The organism is Caballeronia sp. M23-90 (assembly GCF_053574605.1).
Genome location: NZ_JBSIPA010000088.1, coordinates 1 through 18,488, shown reverse-complemented (window position 1 = coordinate 18,488; position 18,488 = coordinate 1). Strand labels below are relative to the sequence as shown.

The 18,488-nt window shown below is 59.3% G+C and carries 13 protein-coding genes; 8 read left to right on the top strand and 5 right to left on the bottom strand.

The window, feature by feature from the left end:
• Positions 1-1,819: hypothetical protein (locus ACRXB1_RS11730; protein WP_449492099.1), on the top strand; the 1,819-nt coding region annotated here is incomplete at its 5' end.
• A 367-nt stretch (positions 1,820-2,186) separates the two neighbouring features.
• On the opposite strand, the gene ACRXB1_RS11725 is transcribed toward ACRXB1_RS11730, so the two are convergent.
• Positions 2,187-3,197 (bottom strand): LysR family transcriptional regulator, encoded by a 1,011-nt coding sequence (locus ACRXB1_RS11725; RefSeq protein WP_449492098.1) that lies wholly within the window; start codon positions 3,195-3,197, stop codon positions 2,187-2,189.
• A 181-nt stretch (positions 3,198-3,378) separates the two neighbouring features.
• On the opposite strand from ACRXB1_RS11725, the gene ACRXB1_RS11720 reads away from it, so the two are divergent.
• From ACRXB1_RS11720 to ACRXB1_RS11705, 4 genes are read left to right on the top strand one after another with little or no spacing between them, the layout of a single operon-like run.
• The gene (locus ACRXB1_RS11720) at positions 3,379-4,194 is read left to right on the top strand and encodes an alpha/beta hydrolase (protein WP_062002086.1); all 816 of its coding nucleotides are present in this window, start codon (positions 3,379-3,381) and stop codon (positions 4,192-4,194) included.
• Positions 4,195-4,237: 43 nt separating this feature from the next.
• Positions 4,238-5,422, top strand: a complete 1,185-nt coding sequence (locus ACRXB1_RS11715) for an efflux RND transporter periplasmic adaptor subunit (protein WP_449492100.1) — start codon at positions 4,238-4,240, stop codon at positions 5,420-5,422.
• 32 nt (positions 5,423-5,454) lie between these two features.
• Entirely contained in the window at positions 5,455-8,649 is a 3,195-nt protein-coding gene (locus ACRXB1_RS11710) for an efflux RND transporter permease subunit (protein WP_075358354.1), read from the top strand.
• A gap of 3 nt (positions 8,650-8,652) precedes the next feature.
• The gene (locus ACRXB1_RS11705) at positions 8,653-10,134 is read left to right on the top strand and encodes an efflux transporter outer membrane subunit (protein ID WP_449492097.1); all 1,482 of its coding nucleotides are present in this window, start codon (positions 8,653-8,655) and stop codon (positions 10,132-10,134) included.
• 49 nt (positions 10,135-10,183) lie between these two features.
• On the opposite strand, the gene ACRXB1_RS11700 is transcribed toward ACRXB1_RS11705, so the two are convergent.
• Positions 10,184-11,359, bottom strand: coding sequence for a lactonase family protein (locus ACRXB1_RS11700; protein WP_375508770.1), 1,176 nt, complete (start codon positions 11,357-11,359; stop codon positions 10,184-10,186).
• Positions 11,360-11,658: 299 nt separating this feature from the next.
• Between ACRXB1_RS11700 and ACRXB1_RS11695 the strand changes: the two genes are divergently transcribed.
• Positions 11,659-12,432: a YkgJ family cysteine cluster protein gene (locus ACRXB1_RS11695; protein WP_075358357.1), complete on the top strand. Its 774-nt coding sequence runs from the start codon at positions 11,659-11,661 to the stop codon at positions 12,430-12,432.
• A gap of 9 nt (positions 12,433-12,441) precedes the next feature.
• Here the strand turns inward: ACRXB1_RS11695 and ACRXB1_RS11690 are convergent, their stop codons facing one another.
• Both ACRXB1_RS11690 and ACRXB1_RS11685 read right to left on the bottom strand, forming a co-directional pair.
• Entirely contained in the window at positions 12,442-13,956 is a 1,515-nt protein-coding gene (locus ACRXB1_RS11690; RefSeq protein ID WP_449492096.1) for an MFS transporter, read from the bottom strand.
• Positions 13,957-14,030: 74 nt separating this feature from the next.
• Positions 14,031-14,303 (bottom strand): hypothetical protein, encoded by a 273-nt coding sequence (locus ACRXB1_RS11685; protein WP_174363878.1) that lies wholly within the window; start codon positions 14,301-14,303, stop codon positions 14,031-14,033.
• A 137-nt stretch (positions 14,304-14,440) separates the two neighbouring features.
• Between ACRXB1_RS11685 and ACRXB1_RS11680 the strand changes: the two genes are divergently transcribed.
• Positions 14,441-15,826, top strand: coding sequence for an aminotransferase (locus ACRXB1_RS11680; protein ID WP_449492095.1), 1,386 nt, complete (start codon positions 14,441-14,443; stop codon positions 15,824-15,826).
• A gap of 46 nt (positions 15,827-15,872) precedes the next feature.
• Here ACRXB1_RS11680 and ACRXB1_RS11675 read toward each other — a convergent pair whose 3' ends face one another.
• Positions 15,873-16,160, bottom strand: a complete 288-nt coding sequence (locus ACRXB1_RS11675) for a DUF6723 family protein (protein WP_449492094.1) — start codon at positions 16,158-16,160, stop codon at positions 15,873-15,875.
• A 469-nt stretch (positions 16,161-16,629) separates the two neighbouring features.
• Between ACRXB1_RS11675 and ACRXB1_RS11670 the strand changes: the two genes are divergently transcribed.
• On the top strand, positions 16,630-18,488 hold a 1,859-nt coding region (locus ACRXB1_RS11670; protein ID WP_449492093.1), incomplete at its 3' end, for a PAS domain S-box protein.

Here is an 18,488-nt window from a genome sequence, read left to right as displayed (position 1 = left end):
TCCGACGACCACGCCTTCGACGTCGACACCGACCCCGACCACATCGGCCATCACGTGCGGTTCTCCGACGCAGACGGCGGGCGGCTCGGGTAGCGGATTGATCAGCGCCGACACGCCGACCACTGACGGTCTGCGTATATTCCAGAACAACGTACCGTTCAAGCTCGCGATCACGACGAACTCGCCGGCGGCGGACACCGTTGTGTGGTCCGTTGCGGACTCGAACGGTTCCATCAAGACGCAGGGCAGTTTCCCGGTCAAGTCCGGCGCGCAGACGAACAGCATTTCGTGTACATCGACGTGGTCTGGCTACGGCGCGCTTACCGCGACCCTGCAGTCACACGGCGGCACGTTGCCAAGCAGCGGCACGCGTCCAATGGGCATCGCGACATTCGGCGTATTGCCGAACCTGAGCTCGGTGCTCGGTACGGTGACATATGCGCATCAGGACCAGCATCGCTTCGGCATGCAGGGTTTCAACGGCAACATCGCCGCGTTGCGCGCATTGGGCATTTCGTGGACCATCGACGATCGTCAGGTGTCGGCAATGGAACCCAACGGCCCGGATACGTACACGCCAAGCGTCAACGATCTCGACCCGTTCTACAAGACCAACCCTGATCAGATGCGCATTGTGCGTCTCGATGGACTGCCTGCATGGGATTCGAAGACGGGCCAGTTCAACGACAGCTACTACGCGCCGTCGAATATGCCGGAATTCCAGCGATTCATGGCGAAGGTCGGCACCGACACCAGCCTGATCCGCGCCGCGAATTACCCGAACCAGCAGAAGAACTATTACCAGGTGACGTGGGAGCCGAGCCTCGGCTGGGCAGACAGTGACGCGAACTTCGTGGCCATGTACAAGGCTGCTTACGAAGGCATTCACTCGACCGATCCGAACGCAGTCGTAATGGGCACGGGTAATCCGTTCGCCGCGAATTGCGATACGTGCACGACGGGCTATCTGAAGAAATTCGGCGCGCTCGGACTGTGGAATTACATCGATGCAGTCTCGACGCATGGTTACTGGAACGCAGGCACTTTTCCGGCGCATCCGCCTGAGTTGCAGGACTCCGATCCGGATCCGGCGAACCAGGCCAACGCGCTCGACAACCAGATGACGCAGTTGCGCGCTGTCATGCAGGCAGGCAAGCCGAACATGAAGTTGTTCTTCACGGAAGCAGGCGTGAGCTACGACCCGGGTCTCAACTACGGGCCCACGGTACCGTCGGCGAACCAGTTGTTTGCTCATGCGGCAGTTGGTGCGCGTGCACACATCATCACATTGGGCGGCGGCGCACAGGTCACCACGCTGTTCTTCGGCCCCGACTATCCGGGCGAAGTGGGCTATGGATCATTCTTCGACCTGAACAACGCACAAGGCTCTTTTGGTGCGACGAACTTGTCGCCGAAGCCTGAAGCCATGGCATTCGCCACGATGACGCGTGCACTGGACGGCACGAACACGCTGGGCCGCGTCAACGGCACGCCGTCGGGAACGTTTGCTTATGCGTTCCAGCAACTCGGCAACGGCAAGGTCGTGACCGCAGCATGGACGCACAGCAATGCGCAATGGCCGGCAACTGGTGGCCAGTACAGCCAGACGTACACGAGCGCTTATTCGCTGCAAGTCGACAATGCCGGCACGTCGGGCAACGTCACCAAGATCGATGGCTATGGAAACGTAAGCACGGTTCCCTATACCAACGGCAAGGCGACGCTAACCCTCACCGAGGTCCCGCAGTACATCGTGTCGAACAACGCGACGGTTGCGAAGGCCAACTCGACGGTGCCGGTCGGATATACGGGGCAATAAGAAGCAAGGCAGTTTTTGCGCAGCAGACTTTCGACGCACCGTGAGCAGGACTGGCGGTGCGTGAAGAAAGCCTTGAATGCCTCGTGGATAAAACCACGAGGCATTTTTTTGTCCACGCGAATGAACCGGCGATACACCAAAGAAAAAAGCCCCGGATCTCTTGGGCAGATCCGGGGCCGACCGTGAAGAGACAAGGAGAGGAGTGATCTCCACGGTAAAAGGTGTTGTGCAGGCGCCGTCAAGCGCTGGTGCATCAGCCAACACCTTAAACAAAACACGACCGTGGATAAATACGCTTGCAGCGAATTGATTCTTCCGATGTCACGAACAATCGGAGATTTGAGTCTTGGCGAGACCGCGGTTCAGTTCAGGCGAATGCTTCGACAGTTGCATCGACAGCATGCGCATTGGTGTATGGCGCCAGACCGTACTGCGCGTCAGCAATGACGCAACGGCCTTCCTGATCGACGACACTCGACATCAGCGGGCAGCTCTCGAACAACATAGCAATCCACTCCACGAAGACGCGAACCTTCGGTGCGAGATGCCGGTTATGCGGATAAACCGCGGCAATCGGCATGGGCGCGGGTTTCCATTGCGGTAATACTTCCACTAGCGCACCCGAGCGCAAGTGCGGCAACAACATGAACCGAGGTGACTGGATGATCCCGGCTCCCTGAACGCCGCACATCACATAGGCGTCGCCATCGTTGACCGCAAGCGTGCCGCGCATCTTGACCGATGTCGTCTCCTGGTCGATCACAAAGCTCATTTCGTTCATGCGGCCCGTGCCGTTCGAAAAATATTGCACGGCGTGATGCTGACGCAGATTGTCCAGACTCGTGGGTTCGCCATATTGTTCTATGTAGGCGGGACTTGCTGCTGTCAATGTCTGAAGCACACCAAGACGTCTCGCCACAAGGCTCGAATCCTCCAGCTCTCCGACTCGAATTGCACAGTCGACACCTTCCTGCACGAGGTCCACGGGTTTATCGCCGAAACCGACCATCAATTCGATGTCCGGATAACGCTCGCGAAATTCGGGCAGCCGCGGCATCACGACCAGCCGCCCGACGGAGCCGGGCATGTCGATACGCAGCTTGCCGCGTGGCCCTTTTCCCGTATTCGATAACGCGTCTTCCGTCTCGTCTATCTCGGCGAGGATGTGTATGCAGCGTTCGTAGTATTCCGCGCCTTCGGGCGTGAGGTTCAGGCGCCGTGTCGTGCGTTGCATCAGGCGCACCCGCAAATGCGCTTCGAGATTCTTGATGATGGTCGTGGTGGACGCGTGGGGGAGATTTAGCGAGTCTGCGGCGCGCGAAAAACTGTTCATCTCCACGATCTTCGTGAACACCTGCATTGCCTGTAGCCGGTCCATGTTGTCTCACTTTTTCAAGCAGAAATGGGCAGGTTCGATCGCGCCGGACTTGATGGAGTCCCGATTGTTCCAGGCGAGCGAATTGTGTTCTGGATTATAACCATTTATCAGAATTGCGCTGAAGTCCACAATCCGCCACATCGCAACTTTGGCGGAATGACGCTTACACGTCACACGAAACATGCAATCGACGAGGGATTCGACGCTTAGCATCGAAGAGGTTTCCATTACCGGTCACGCGCAGCTCATTCGCTTGCGCAGCTATCACCCCGCGTCAAAAGGAGCGCTCTTGCCGATCGTCATCTATTTTCACGGAGGCGGTTTTGTGCGCGGGTCGCTGGACATGGCGGACGCTGCTGCTAGCGCTATTGCACGCGAGACGCCGGCGTGGGTGGTCTCGGTCGGTTATTCGTTGTCGCCCGCCTTTCCATTTCCTGCGGCTCTCGAAGATGGTTATCGCGCCACGCAATGGGTGGTCGCAAATGCTCGTGCGCAAGGAGCGGATGCAAAGCGCATTGGTGTTGCGGGCCACGATGCCGGCGGCAATCTGGCGACATGTCTTGCGGCTGTCGCCCGCGATCGCGGTGAATTTGTTTTCGCCGCTCAAGCGCTGCTTGCGCCTTTGCTCGATCCAAGCATGACACGCATGGCCGACGAAAAAGAAATCGTCGATCCCGATCTGGGTGCGAGTGAATGCGCTCAGTGTTATCGCGCGTACTTGCCCAATGCATCGCAATGGTTGCATCCGTATGCAGCGCCAATTGAATCGCGCAGGCTTGCAGGCTTGCCGCCCGCGCTGATTGCGAGCGCTCAGCACGACCTGTTGCATGTTGAAGCCGAAAAATATGCAAGCGAACTCATCGCGGCAGGGGTGCCTACCGAGGTCATGCGGCACGGCAATGCATCTCACCACGAACTGGGAACGCATCCAGCGGCGCTCGCTGATGTCGTGAGCTTCTTTAAAAAGCGGCTGCCTGCAAAAGCGCAGAGACGCTGAGCCTTCTTAGCGATTCAAATCGGAGCAAAAAATGTTCACGCAAATGTCCCAACCGCGAAAGCGCAAATATGCAGTGCTTGGCGCAACCGTCGTTCTTGTTGGCGCCGGCGCGCTGGCCGCATTCCATGGTCACGGCGATTCGCCTGTCAGCGCCGCGGTTGCCGCAGCAAGCGCAGCGCCGCCCACGGAAGTCGATGTCGCCGCGGTGGTCGCCAAATCCATAACGGATTACCAAAGCTATTCCGGACGCCTCGAGGCTATCGATAAGGTCGAGATCCGACCCCTCGTTCCCGGGACCATTGTAGCGGTGCATTTCAAGGACGGCGCTTTAGTCAGGAAGGGCGATCCGCTGTTCACGATCGATCCGCGTCCTTATGTGGCGGAAGTGGATCGTGCGTCGGCGCAACTGGCTGCGGCTCAGGCGCGCAACGGCTACACCTCCACGGATGCGGCCCGCGCAGATCGTTTGCTCGCCGATAACGCCATCGCCAAGCGCGATTACGATCAGGCGCAAAACGCCGCACGCGAGGCGCAGGCAAATCTGAAGGGTGCACAAGCGGCGCTTGAAACGGCGCGGATCAATCTCGGATACACGAACATCGTGGCGCCTGTCTCGGGTCGGGTATCGCGTGCCGAGATGACGGTGGGCAACATCGTTTCGACTGGATCGGGTGCACCTTTGCTGACGACGCTGGTCTCGGTTTCGCCGATCTATGCATCCTTCGACGTCGACGAGCAAACATATCTGCGTTATCTCAGCCACGACTCGCGCGCGAGCGTCCCGGTGTCCCTTGGCCTTGCCAACGAAGACGGCTACTCGCGCGACGGCAAGGTGGATTCGGTCGATAACCGCCTGGATACAGGCTCGGGAACGATCCGCGTGCGCGCACGATTCGACAATGCCGATGGCGCCTTGCTTCCCGGACTCTACGCGCGTGTGAAGGTGGGCGGCGGCGCACCGCACGCGGCAGTGCTGGTCGACGACGCGGCCATCGGAACGGATCAGGACAAGAAGTTCGTGATGATCGTCGATCACGACAACCGCGCGCAATACCGCGAGGTCACGCTTGGCACGCAGAGCGAAGGGCTGCGCGTGATCGTCAAGGGTCTTCAGCCGGGTGATCGGATCGTGGTCAACGGCTTGCAGCGCGTACGTCCCAATGACGTGATCAAGCCAAACGCCGTAGCCATGTCGAGCGCGTCGCCCACGCCCAGGAACGCTTCTTAGGACGTGTTTCCAACGCAAATAAAGATACCGTCATGAACATCTCCAAGTTTTTTATCGACCGTCCGATCTTTGCGGGCGTGTTGTCGATGATCATCCTGCTTGCCGGGGTGATCGCCATGTTCAACTTGCCGATCTCGGAATATCCGGAGGTCGTGCCCCCGTCGGTGATCGTGAATGCGCAATATCCGGGCGCCAATCCGAAAGTGATCGCGGAGACGGTTGCGTCTCCGCTCGAGGAGCAGATCAATGGCGTCGAGGACATGCTGTACATGCAGTCGCAGGCGAACAGCGACGGCAAGCTGACGCTGACGGTCACGTTCAAGCTCGGCGTGGACCCGGACAAGGCGCAGCAACTCGTGCAGAACCGGGTATCGCAAGCGCTTCCGCGGTTGCCTGAAGACGTGACCCGTCTCGGCGTGACGACGATCAAGTCGTCGCCCACCCTCACCATGGTCGTGCATTTGATCTCGCCGAACGATCGTTATGAAGGAACCTATCTTCGCAACTATGCGCTGATCAACGTCAAGGACCGGCTCGAGCGAATCCAGGGCGTGGGACAGGTCGACCTGTGGGGTGCCGGCGACTATTCCATGCGCGTATGGCTCGACCCGCTGAAGGTCGCGCAACGCAACATGACCGCTACCGACGTGGTCAACGCCATCCGTGAGCAGAACGTGCAGGTCGCGGCAGGCGTGATCGGGTCGTCGCCGACTTTGCCCGGTGTTCCGCTGCAATTGAACGTCAATACGCAAGGGCGCTTGCAGACCGAAGCGGAGTTCCGCGACATCGTGCTGAAGACATCGCCCGATGGCGCTGTCACGCACCTGCACGATGTTGCGCGCGTGGAGCTCGCAGCATCGGACTATGCGCGCCGTTCGCTGCTCAACAACAAGTCCGCGGTCGCGTTGACGATCTTCCAGCAACCGGGGGCGAATTCGCTGCAGATTTCTGACGAGGTCCGCAAGACGATGAAGGAATTGCAGGTCGATATGCCGCCGGGCGTGAAGTACGACATCGTCTATGACCCGACGCAGTTCGTGCGGTCCAGTATCGATGCTGTAATTCATACGCTTCTGGAAGCCATCTCACTGGTTGTATTGGTGGTGATCGTGTTCCTGCAGACATGGCGTGCGTCGATCATTCCTTTGCTTGCGGTTCCGGTTTCGATTGTCGGGACTTTCTCCTTGCTGCTTGCGTTCGGGTTCTCCATCAACGCGTTATCGCTGTTCGGAATGGTGCTTGCCATCGGCATTGTGGTGGACGATGCGATCGTGGTCGTCGAAAACGTCGAGCGCAACATCTCTTCCGGGTTATCAGCGCGTGACGCCACGTATCAGGCAATGCAGGAGGTGAGCGGGCCGATCATCGCGATTGCGTTGACGCTCGTCGCGGTGTTTGTGCCGTTGGCTTTCATGTCGGGCCTGACGGGTCAGTTCTACAAACAGTTCGCGATGACCATCGCCATCTCCACGGTGATCTCGGCGTTCAACTCGCTGACGTTATCACCGGCGCTCGCGGCACTCTTGCTCAAAGGCCACGACCAACCGAAGGATTGGCTCACGCGCGGCATGGACCGTGTGTTCGGCGGTTTCTTCCGCCTCTTCAACAAGGTGTTTCATCGCGGTTCGGAAAGCTATAGCAAGGGCGTGTCGACCATTGTGAATCGCAAGGCGCTGATTCTCGGCATCTATGTGGTGTTGCTCGGCGGCGCGGTGCTCATGGGCAAGATCGTCCCCGGAGGGTTCGTACCCGCGCAGGACAAGCAATATCTGGTGGGTATCGTCCAGTTGCCTAACGGGGCATCGCTCGATCGCACGGAAGAGGTCGTGCGTGAGATGGGTGAGATCAGCAAGAACGTGCCGGGTGCAATCTCGGCCGTGCAATTCCCCGGCTTGTCGATCAACGGCTTCACCAACTCGTCGAGCGCGGCCGTTATTTTCTTTGGCCTGACGCCGTTCGACGAACGCAAGTCCAGTTCGATCACGGCCGCCAATGTTGCTGCCGAACTCAACAAGCGCTTCTCGACCATCAAGGGTGCGTTCATTGCGGTGTTTCCACCGCCTCCCGTGCTCGGGCTCGGCACCTTGGGCGGCTTCAAGTTGCAGATCGAGGATCATCAGGCATTGGGCTATTCCGCCTTGAACGACGCAACTCAGGCGTTCATCAAACGTGCGGCGCAAACGCCTGAACTCGGGCCTTCGTTCTCGAGCTATCAGATCAACGTGCCGCAACTCAATGTGGATCTGGATCGCGTGAAGGCGAAGCAACTGGGTGTATCGGTTACCGATGTATTCAGCACGATGCAGGTCTACCTCGGTTCGTTCTACGTGAACGACTTCAACAAGTTCGGCCGTGTTTACCAGGTGCGGGTGCAAGCAGACGCGCCGTTCCGTTCCAGCGCTGAAGATATCGGCTTGCTCAAGACGCGCAACGCAAACGGCGAGATGGTGCCGCTGTCATCGCTCGTGAAGGTGACGCCGACATTCGGTCCGGACATGGTCGTGCGCTACAACGGCTACACCGCGGCCGATATCAACGGTGGTCCTGCACCAGGTTATTCATCGGGTCAGGCCCAGGCGGCCGTGGCGCGTATCGCCGCCGAAACCTTGCCGCGCGGTTTCAAGTTCGAATGGACCGACCTGACGTATCAGCAGGAGCTGGCCGGCAACGCGGCGCTGGTGGTGTTCCCGATCAGCGTGCTGCTCGTGTACCTCGTGCTCGCCGCGCTGTATGAGAGCCTGACCTTGCCGCTCGCGGTGATCCTGATCGTACCGATGAGCATTTTCTCCGCGTTGCTCGGGGTCTGGCTGACGCATGGCGACAACAACATCTTCACGCAGATCGGCCTGATGGTGCTGGTGGGCTTGTCGGCGAAAAATGCGATTCTGATCGTGGAGTTCGCAAGGGAGCTCGAAATGCAGGGGCGAACCATCATTGAAGCGGCCATCGAGGCGAGCCGTTTGCGGCTCAGGCCAATCCTGATGACATCGATTGCTTTCATCATGGGCGTGGTGCCGCTGGTGACTTCTTCAGGCGCAGGCTCCGAGATGCGCCGCGCGATGGGTATCGCCGTGTTCTTCGGCATGCTTGGCGTCACGCTGTTCGGGCTCTTGCTCACGCCCGTGTTCTACGTCGTGCTGCGCAAGCTCGCGGGCAACGAACACGTGGTGGACAAGCATGGCAAGCATCCGCATATGCGCGGTATCGACGCTTCAGTGGAGGCCTGAGAAATGACGACTGGAACCATGACGCTCTCGGGCTTGCTGGCGTCCCTGATGATTTTCGCCGGCTGCTCGCTTGCCCCCGTTTATGAAAAGCCGGATGTGAATGCGCCGGAGGCATTCAAGGAAACGCCCTTGAGTCCCGCCCAGTCTGGAACATGGAAGACGGCGCAGCCGTCCGATCAGGTTGCACGCGGCCAATGGTGGAGCATCTTCGATGACGCCACGCTGAACGACCTGGAGCAGCAGGCGTTCGATGCCAACCAGAACCTCAAGGCGGCGGTGGCGCGAGTCAGGGAGTCGCGCGCCATCCAGCAAACGGCGCGTGCCGGCTTGTTCCCGACCATAGATGCAGGCTTCGGTCCGACGCGCGAGAAAGTCACGCCGGCGTCGTTGCTGCAACCTGATGGTATCGACGTGCCGTCCCAGACCTTGTGGCGCGCGCAAGCGACTGCGTCTTATGAAGTGGATCTCTTCGGGCGTGTATCGGATTCGGTCAAGGCTGCAAGTGCGGACTCGCAGCAAAGCGAGGGCTTGCTGAGATCCGTGCAACTTGCTATGCAAGCAGACGTGGCTCAGAACTACTTCAACTTGCGCGAGTTGGATTCCGAACTCGATGTCTACACGCGCACAGTTTCGCTGCGCGAACAGACGCTGGCGTTGGTGCAGCATCGCTTCAATGAGGGCGATATCAGCGAACTCGATGTGGCCCGCGCGAAGTCCGAACTTGCAACAGCCCGTTCCGATGCCATGACTGCCCAGCGCTTGCGTGCGTCGTCGGAGCATAGCCTGGCGGTCCTGCTCGGCAAAGCGCCGGCGCAGTTCTCGATGGCGGCGAATCCCCTCGTGCCGGTGCAGATTCGTGTGCCTCCTGGCTTGCCGTCCTCATTGCTGGAACGCAGGCCTGACATTGCAGCGGCGGAACGCGCGATGGCAGCAGCGAATGCGCGGATAGGCGTGGCGAAGTCGGCATATTTCCCATCGCTGACACTGACTGGCGCGGCAGGCGTGGAGTCGGCCACGCTGGGCGATCTCTTCAAGTGGTCGAGCCGAGCGTTTCTTTTAGGGCCGCTGGTCGGAACGGCGCTTACTGTACCGCTCTTCGATGGTGGGCGCCGCAAGGGCAACCTCGCGAACGCGCGCGCCGTATTCGAGGAAGACGCGGCGAATTATCGGCAGCACGTACTGGTTGCGTTCCAGGAAGTCGAAGACAACCTCTCCGACTTGCGGATTCTGGAAGATCAGACGCGAACGGAAGCGGAGGCGGTGAGTGCGTCGAACCGGGCTGCGAGTTTATCGAGGACGCAATACAAGGAGGGCGCAGTGAATTACCTCGATGTGATCGATGCCGAACGTACTGCGTTGCAATCTCAACGTGCTGCGGTGCAGCTCTCCGGCGTGCAGGCGGTAGCGACGGTGAACCTGATACGGGCGTTGGGCGGTGGCTGGGGTGACGCTCCCGCCGCAGACGCAAGCATTGCGCAGCGTTGATCGCCAATTGCATGGCGGCCTGAATCGTGCCGCCATGCCAAGGGATGACTCAGGTGCCAGTCAGGCCCTGCAAACTTATCTTCGATTGGGTGTTCGCCGGTTGCTCACCAAGCTTGGTGAGCGTCCCGTTCACGTCGATCGAATACGCAACGATCTTGTCGTCGCCGGCGTAGTCCTGATAAAGGAACTTGCCGTCCGGACTGACCCACGAATCGTTCGCGAAGCCGGATGTAGTCGATAACACCGGCGGTTCGCTCGCAGCCGATGCATTGGCCAATGAGAGCTTGCCATTGCCGTCGAGCGAGAACAACGAGATCGCTCCGCTGCCACTGCTTACGTAGACGAACTTGTTGTCAGGCGTTATTGCAATCCAGCAAGGCGCTGCCCGCCCTGTCACCGCGACAGGCCCGCTTAGCGGAGTAAAGCTGCCGCTGCTCGCGAATGAGTACGAACTGGCCGTGCCGCCCGCGGCGTCGCTCGTGGCGTACACGCCTGCCTGAGCGCCTTGACCAAAGACTCCTCCGAACGGCCCTACACCTACCGAGGTTGAACTCACCACTTGTCCCAGTGTTCCGTCGGCGTTGATGGGGTAAGCCAGCAACGCATTGGCGGGCTGTACTGGCGTCAGTGTTTTCAGAAAGCCGTTCACAATAACAAACTTGCCGTCGGGGCTGACGCTGACTTCGGTTGGAAGGGCGTCTTGCTGGACGACGGGGTAGGTTCCAATCGATGTCAGTTTGCCATCCGACCCAACGCGATATGCGCCCAGCTCATTCACGCCTTGCTGATGCGTGACGTAAAGCACATTGTTTGCAAAGGCGAGGGACGTCGGTCGGGTGCCGCCTGTCGGCGACACTGCGAGAAGCGTGAGCGTGCCCGACGTCTTGTCGATGGAAAATGTGCTCACGGTATTGTCGCCGGCGTTGGCAACGAAAAGCTGCGAGCCGTCAGTGCTGGTGATGACGCTATGGTTACTCGTCAACGCATCGGGCGCCACGATGTTCCCCATGAAATAGTTGACGCCGTTCGTTCCTTTGCCTCCGGTGAGCACGGCGGGTTGTTTCGTCAATGTGCCATCGGCGTTGCGGATGAAATGCACGACCGCATTCGTGGAATCGTTCGTCTGTGCGAAAAGCTGCGATACGGCAGGCGCGGAATCATTGCCGCCGCCGCAGGCAGCGACGAGTGTCACAACACCGGTCGCCATTGTGAGTTTCTTGAACACGTGTACCCCTCCTTATCTGGTCAGTTGGATTTGCATCTGTGGTGGATCTGACCTTAGTTCGTCGTGTCCGTGAAGCTGGTTACAGCGGCGGCATATTTACCTGGCATCGCGCTGATGCGCCGCGCAATTGCTGTCCGTGCAAAGCTCCTTGAAAAGAATAGAATCGGCTCGCACGAAAATTTTCGCGTTGCTGTAACCGTTGAGCGCACTTGGTCGAACTAGCGAGTGCGCCCGTAGAACCGGACACGGGGCAGCCTGACAATCCTTTTACAGATGCCTTCCGAAAGCAGAGCGCAAACATGGATTTAAACTTCGAATGCACCATGTGCGGCAAATGCTGTCATGACCTCAAGCTGCCGCTAAGTGTCAGCGAAGCACTGGTCTGGCTTGAACGCGGTGATGACGTCCAGTTCCTGTGCGAAGCAGTTCCTTGGCCCGACGAACCGGCCGAGGACAATTTGCTCGCGCAACACAAACGCCGCAGGTCGTTTGCGGCATCGAGCGGCGCATTGCCAGTTCGCATTGTGGTCGTCATCGCGGCCGCATTCGAAGGCGCATGCCCGCATTTGCTGCCGAATCTGAGTTGCGGCGTGTACGAAGAACGGCCGAACGTCTGCCGTATTTATCCGGCCGAGGTGAATCCGTTTATCGAACTGAACCCGCAACAGAAGGCGTGTCCGCCCGAAGCGTGGGCGCCAGACAAGCCCCTTCTGATGCGCGCGCACAGGATAGTGGATGTGCAGACTGCGGCCCTGATCGACAAATCGCGCACGGCCGATGCCGGCGATACCGGCACCAAGGCGCTTGCCTGCGCACATCTGGGAATCGATACGGCAGCACTCGCCAACGAAGGATTGACGATCTATTCGCCGCCGCGCGAGCAGTCGATTGCTGCGTTGAAGCTTGCGCGGAAGACGGGTGATGCAACTGTCTTCGTGCCCGATTGGAAAGTGGCATCGAACCGTCGGGAGACGGTGGAGACGCTGACGTCTATTGGAGCGTCAAGCGTGTTTTGCACCAAGCAAAATGGCGAGTCGTTTCAATATCTGGGTTTCTTTGCTGAGTCGACTTAAGCCAGATTATCAAGTCTTGGCGCGTTTCCCCGTAAGTGGCGCCTCAAGGAATAACACGGCGCCGACGGCGCTTGCTAAGGCAAGAATGGCTGCAAGACTCACGACCACCCGATATCCCGCCACGAACGACTCATCGACTGCCCGTATGATCCGGGCGTTCGAACTGGTCGCCGCGGCAAGCAAGGGACGTTGTTCATCGACTTGATGACGCTCTGCTTGCGAAAGCCCTAATGGTCCAAGGCGTGAATCCAGGGAATGGTTGAAGGTCGCTGAGAGGATCAAACCAAACAGCGCAACCGCGATCAAACCGGCAACACGCGATACCGCATTGTTCACGCCGGATGCCACGCCGGATTGATTTTCCGGCGCTGCGTTCATGACCGACGTGGTCAGCGGCGCAACGCAAATAGCCATCCCTAATCCGAGAATGACGAGAGGCGCAAAAAAAGTAGCCCAATACGATCCACCTATTCCAGGCCATGCAAGCGACCCGAATCCGAGTGCCACGATAAGTGACCCAATCGTCAAGGGGCCTTTAGATCCGTACCGTGCAATCAATCCCCCCGACCAGCGCGAAAGCAGGAAGATGATGAGGATCAGCGGCAATAGCGCCGCTCCAGCTTGTGTTGCCGAATAATGCTGTACCTGGATCAGATTGAGCGGAAGAAAATAGAGAACGCCGCCCAGGCCCGCATACAGGAAAAGCGTGATCAGGTTCGCGCCGCTGAATGTTCGTGACTTGAACAGCGTCAGCGGCACCATCGGCGATGAGGAACGCGCTTCGACCATAACAAATCCCGCCAATGCAGCAACGCCCGCCAGGGCGGCGATAGCCACGCTCTTTCCGCCGTTCACGCCTTCGATCAACGCATAGGTGACGCCGCCCAGACCTGCGCATGCGAGCAGTGCGCCGGGCCAGTCGAGCGCGCTGGAAATGAGCATGTTGCGGCTTTCGCGCACGTGCCGGATCGTCATCCATATGACGAGCGCCGCGAGCGGCACGTTGATGAAAAACACCGCGCGCCAGGAGATATGTTCGACGAGCCAGCCGCCGAGAACGGGACCTATGGATGCTGTAATGGCCGTGAAGCCCGACCACGTTCCGATCGCACGCCCGCGTTGCTCGGCGGGATAGGCGGCGCTGATAAGCGAGAGACTTCCGGGAACGAGGAACGCGGCGCCAATGCCCTGTACGCCCCGCGCGAGTATCAACGCATTGACAGTCGAGACGAATCCACACCATGCGGAGCCGGCGGCGAACAACAACACGCCCAGCAGGAAGATTTTTCTTCGGCCGTAAATATCGCCCATGGAGCCGCCGACGAGCAGCAGGGACGACAAGGACAGCGCATACGCCTCGACAACCCATTGGAGATTGCTCGAGCTTGCATGCAGGCCGCTCTGTAACGCGGGCAGCGCGACGTTCACGATCGTTCCATCGATGAACGCCATGCTCGACCCCAGGATCGCGACAATGAGCACGGCCATGTTGCCGGCGGCGGGTGGAGCGTTTGCGTTGGCCATCGGCTTGCCTCGGGTTCAAGGTTGAACGCGTCGGCGCCCACGAGGAAGCCATACCGGTCGTGGCGATTATATTTTTATTTGCGTCGGCGCGCTGCGGCCGTCACGTCGGCTCTGACTGCGCGCAGGAACTGGTGGGTTCGTTTGTTTTGCCTTGCGTCGAAGAACGCCTGCGGCGACGCCTGTTCGATGTTCAGGAAAAACTCGTCGCAACTTGCTGAAGAACAGAAAAAACACCAGGCGTAAGTCGCGCAGTCAAAAAAGTCATATTGCGGAGGCGGTGACAATGATTGCAGTTCATTGCATTCAGGAGCGTCGCAGAGGGTTGACTTTGCGAGGGTCTCGGTCAATGGGTTCTAGGTTATGGGTGCGCCGGGTTGTTGCTCTTTAGGGCGCGAGGGCCCGGAAAGCAGCAACCTCGCAACAACCGAAACAACCAGACTCAAATTCCCAACTCACAACCAAATCAACAGAAAAGGATTATCCAATGCCGCAACAATTGGAACAACAATTCGCCGAAGACCGTGCACACTTCATGCACCCCTCCACCCACGCCCACGATCACGCCACAGGCGCGCTTCCCGGCAAGATCATCAAAAGCGCGAGCGGTATCCGCATCGAGGACCACGAAGGAAAGAGCTACATCGACGCCTTCGCAGGCCTGTACTGCGTCAACGTAGGCTACGGCCGCACAGAGATCGCCGACGCCATCTACGAACAAGCAAAAAAACTCGCCTACTATCACACATACGTAGGCCACTCGACCGACACGATCATCGAGCTGTCGTCGCGCATCATCGACTGGTCGCCGCCAGGCATGAAAAAGGTCTATTACGGCATGTCCGGTTCGGACGCGAACGAGACACAGATCAAGATTGTCTGGTACTACAACAACATACTTGGGTATCCGAACAAAAAGAAGATCATCTCGCGCGAACGCGGCTACCACGGATCGGGCATCGTCACCGGAAGCCTCACCGGTTTGCCAAGCTTTCATCAGCACTTCGACCTGCCGGTCGATCGTGTGAAACATACCGTGTGCCCGCACTGGTATCGCAAGGCGCCTGCCGGCATGAGCGAAGCACAGTTCGTTTCATATTGTGTCGACGAGCTCGAAAAGCTGATCGCGCGTGAAGGCGCCGATACCATCGCGGCGTTCATCGGCGAGCCGGTCATGGGGACGGGGGGCATCATTGCGCCGCCGGAAGGCTATTGGGCCGCGATCCAGCAAGTACTGAAGAAACACGACATCCTGCTGATCTCCGACGAAGTGGTATGCGGCTTCGGCCGGATCGGCTCAAAGATGGGCGCGCAGCACTACGGCATGCAACCGGATTTGATTACCATCGCGAAGGGCCTGACGAGCGCTTATGCGCCGCTCTCGGGTGTGGTCGTGGGTGAACGTGTGTGGGATGTCATCGAGAAGGGCTCCCAGGAACACGGTCCAATGGGTCACGGCTGGACCTATTCCGGCCATCCCATCTGCGCAGCGGCGGCCATCGCCAACCTGAACATCCTGGAGCGCGAAAATCTCACGAAGAATGCTGCAGACGTCGGTGCTTATCTCGGCGCTCAATTACATGCGGCGTTCGACCAGCATCCGCTGGTGGGCGAGGTGCGCAATACCGGCATGCTGGCGGCGCTCGAATTCATGGCCGATAAAGATGGCCGTACGCCTTTCGAAGCCGCACTGAAAGTCGGCGTGAAAGTGTCGGCGGCGGCCTTGAAGCGCGGGGTGATCGCACGCGCGATGCCGCACGGTGACATCCTCGGATTTGCGCCGCCGTTGATCACTACGCAGGCGGATGTCGATGAGATCGTGGGTATCGTGAAGCAGGCCGTCGACGAGGTCGCGACGCAGACGATCGCGTAGTGAATGAAATTCGCCGGATTCACCCGGCGTTTTTTCGCCGACGGTTTCAGGATTCCGGGTTGGCGATATCGCTCTTGACGATCAACTCACCATGGTCCGCGGCCGCTTCCCTGGCCTCCTGGCGGGACGGATAGGGCCCAAGGACCGGCGCGCCCTGGAACGGAAACAGCATGCGGCCATCGGTTTTCCGGACGACCTTCAGTGTTCCAACGAACAAACCACCCGCATTGATCTGATATGACGCATAGATCGCAAAATCCTCGGCGCTCATGGCGCCGCCCGGTGACCTGCTCTTGAGCTGGTTCATCGATAAAACGAGTTTCGGCTTCTTCATTGCGTGGGCTTTGATTTCAAACGGGATTGTGGTTTGACGGCGTTCGCGTCGGGATCTGCTAACAGGTGGGACCCAGCAATCGCCAGTCCGAAAGCTTTCATGCTCGTGATGCTTTCCAGCGGTTACATCGCGGTGAGGCGCGCAAGGCATGCCCTGTAAGGGGCGGATATGGACGCGACGTTCAAAATCCGGGGTTTATGGACGCCTGCAGCTATTCAGACGCTCCTTAGCTGCGCGAACATGCGCGGATCGCGTTAAACAACCGCGTAAGACGCACACGCAGACCCCTACCGAGTGACAGACAGCAAGCGCAGACAAGTAACCGGGCATTTTTACTGCTACCGGAAATTCGATTTTGCCGCGATGACAAAGGTAAAATAACGTCCAATAAACAGAGCTTTCAGATCTTTCGATTCTTGGTCATCCGAACCGCGAGTTTTTCCGCGTCCGTTATTAAATACGTTGCCTCATGAACGACAGACAACCGACCGCCAGCCCCAGTCACGCCTTTCTCGCCGGAGGCGGGGAGGTCGCAAAAATCATTGCTTCGAAGGACTGGTCGGGCACGCCACTGGGTCCGATCGGCGGCTGGTCGACGACGCTCACGAACACGATCTCGCTGATCCTGCAGTCGCCCGTTCCCATCGTGACCTTGTGGGGCGAGGAAGGCGTCATGCTCTATAACGACGCTTACTCCGTGTTCGCCGGCGGCCGGCACCCGCAATTGCTGGGATCGAACGTGCGCGAAGGCTGGTCGGAGATCGCCGATTTCAACGACAACGTCATGAAGGTCGGACTGTCCGGCCGGACGCTGCGTTACGAGGACCAGGAACTCACGCTGCACCGGCATGGCCGTGGCGAACAGGTGTGGATGAACCTCGACTACTCGCCCATCCTCGGTGAAAACGGCGTCCCTGTCGGCGTCATTGCGATCGTGGTGGAGACGACCGCGAAGGTGCGTGCGGAGCGCTGGCTGAGCGGCGAGCGCGAACGTTTGCGCCGGATGTTTCAGCAGGCGCCCGGCTTCATGGCGATGCTGACCGGTCCCGAGCACGTCTTCGAGTTGACGAACGCGGCTTTCACCCAGTTGGTCGGCGACCGCATCGTCATCGGCAAGACGGTGCAGGAAGGGTTGCCAGAACTCGAGAAGCAGGGCTTTGTGCAGATCATGGACCGCGTGTACGCCTCCGGCACGCCGGTATCCGGCAGCGCGCAAGCCATCGTGCTGAACCGGCTGCCCGGGGCGCCTGCCGAACAGCGCTATGTCGACTTCGTCTATCAGCCGGTTCGCAACGAAGCGGGCGAAGTGATCGGTATCTTCATTCAGGGAACCGATGTCACGGACCGGATGATCGCGGAACGCGCGGTTCATGAAAGCGAAGAGAAATTCCGTACCTTTGCGCAGGCCATGCCGAACCAGGTCTGGGCTGCCCGCAGCGACGGCGAACTCGAGTGGTTCAACGACCGTGTCTATGAGTACAGCGGCGAGAAGCACGGCGATCTGGACGGCGGGGCGTGGGGCAGGATCGTGCATCCGGATGACGTCGAGTCGGCTGTTGCGTACTGGCGCGAGGCAGTGGCGTCGGGCACGACCTACGAGCGCGAGTTCCGGATTCGCCAGGCCGATGGTGTGTACCGCTGGCATCTAGCCCGCGCGCTTCCCATTCACGACAACGCCGGCTACATCGCGCGCTGGGTCGGAACCAACACGGATATCGAAGACCAGAAATCGGCATCGCGCGCACTCGAGCGTCTGAACAAATCGCTCGAGCAGCAGGTCGCCGAGAGCATCGCGGATCGCGACCGGATGTGGCGCCTTTCAACGGACATCATGCTGGTTGCGGATTTCGAGGCGAACATCGTGTCGGTGAATCCTGCGTGGAAGCAGCTTCTCGGCTGGGACGAAAAGGCCTTGCTCGGCCGCTCGTTTCTCGACTTCGTGCATCCGGAAGACCGCGCCCGCACGCTCAGCGAAGTGGGCGAGCTCGCCGAGGGCGTGCGCACATTCAAGTTCATCAATCGATACCAGCGGCGCGATGGTTCATACGTCACACTTTCGTGGACGGCGGTGCCGGACGAGCATTTCATTCATGCAGTCGGTCGCGATATCACCGCGGATCGCGAAGCAGCAGAAGCGCTGAAACGCACCGAACTGGCGCTCCAGCAAGCGCAGAAAATGGAAACCATCGGCAAGCTGACGGGCGGCGTGGCGCACGACTTCAACAACTTGCTGCAGGTCATCTCCGGCAATCTGCAACTGCTCGCAGCGGATGTCACCGGCAGCGAGCGCGCCGAGCGGCGCCTGGGTAACGCGATAGCCGGGGTCAA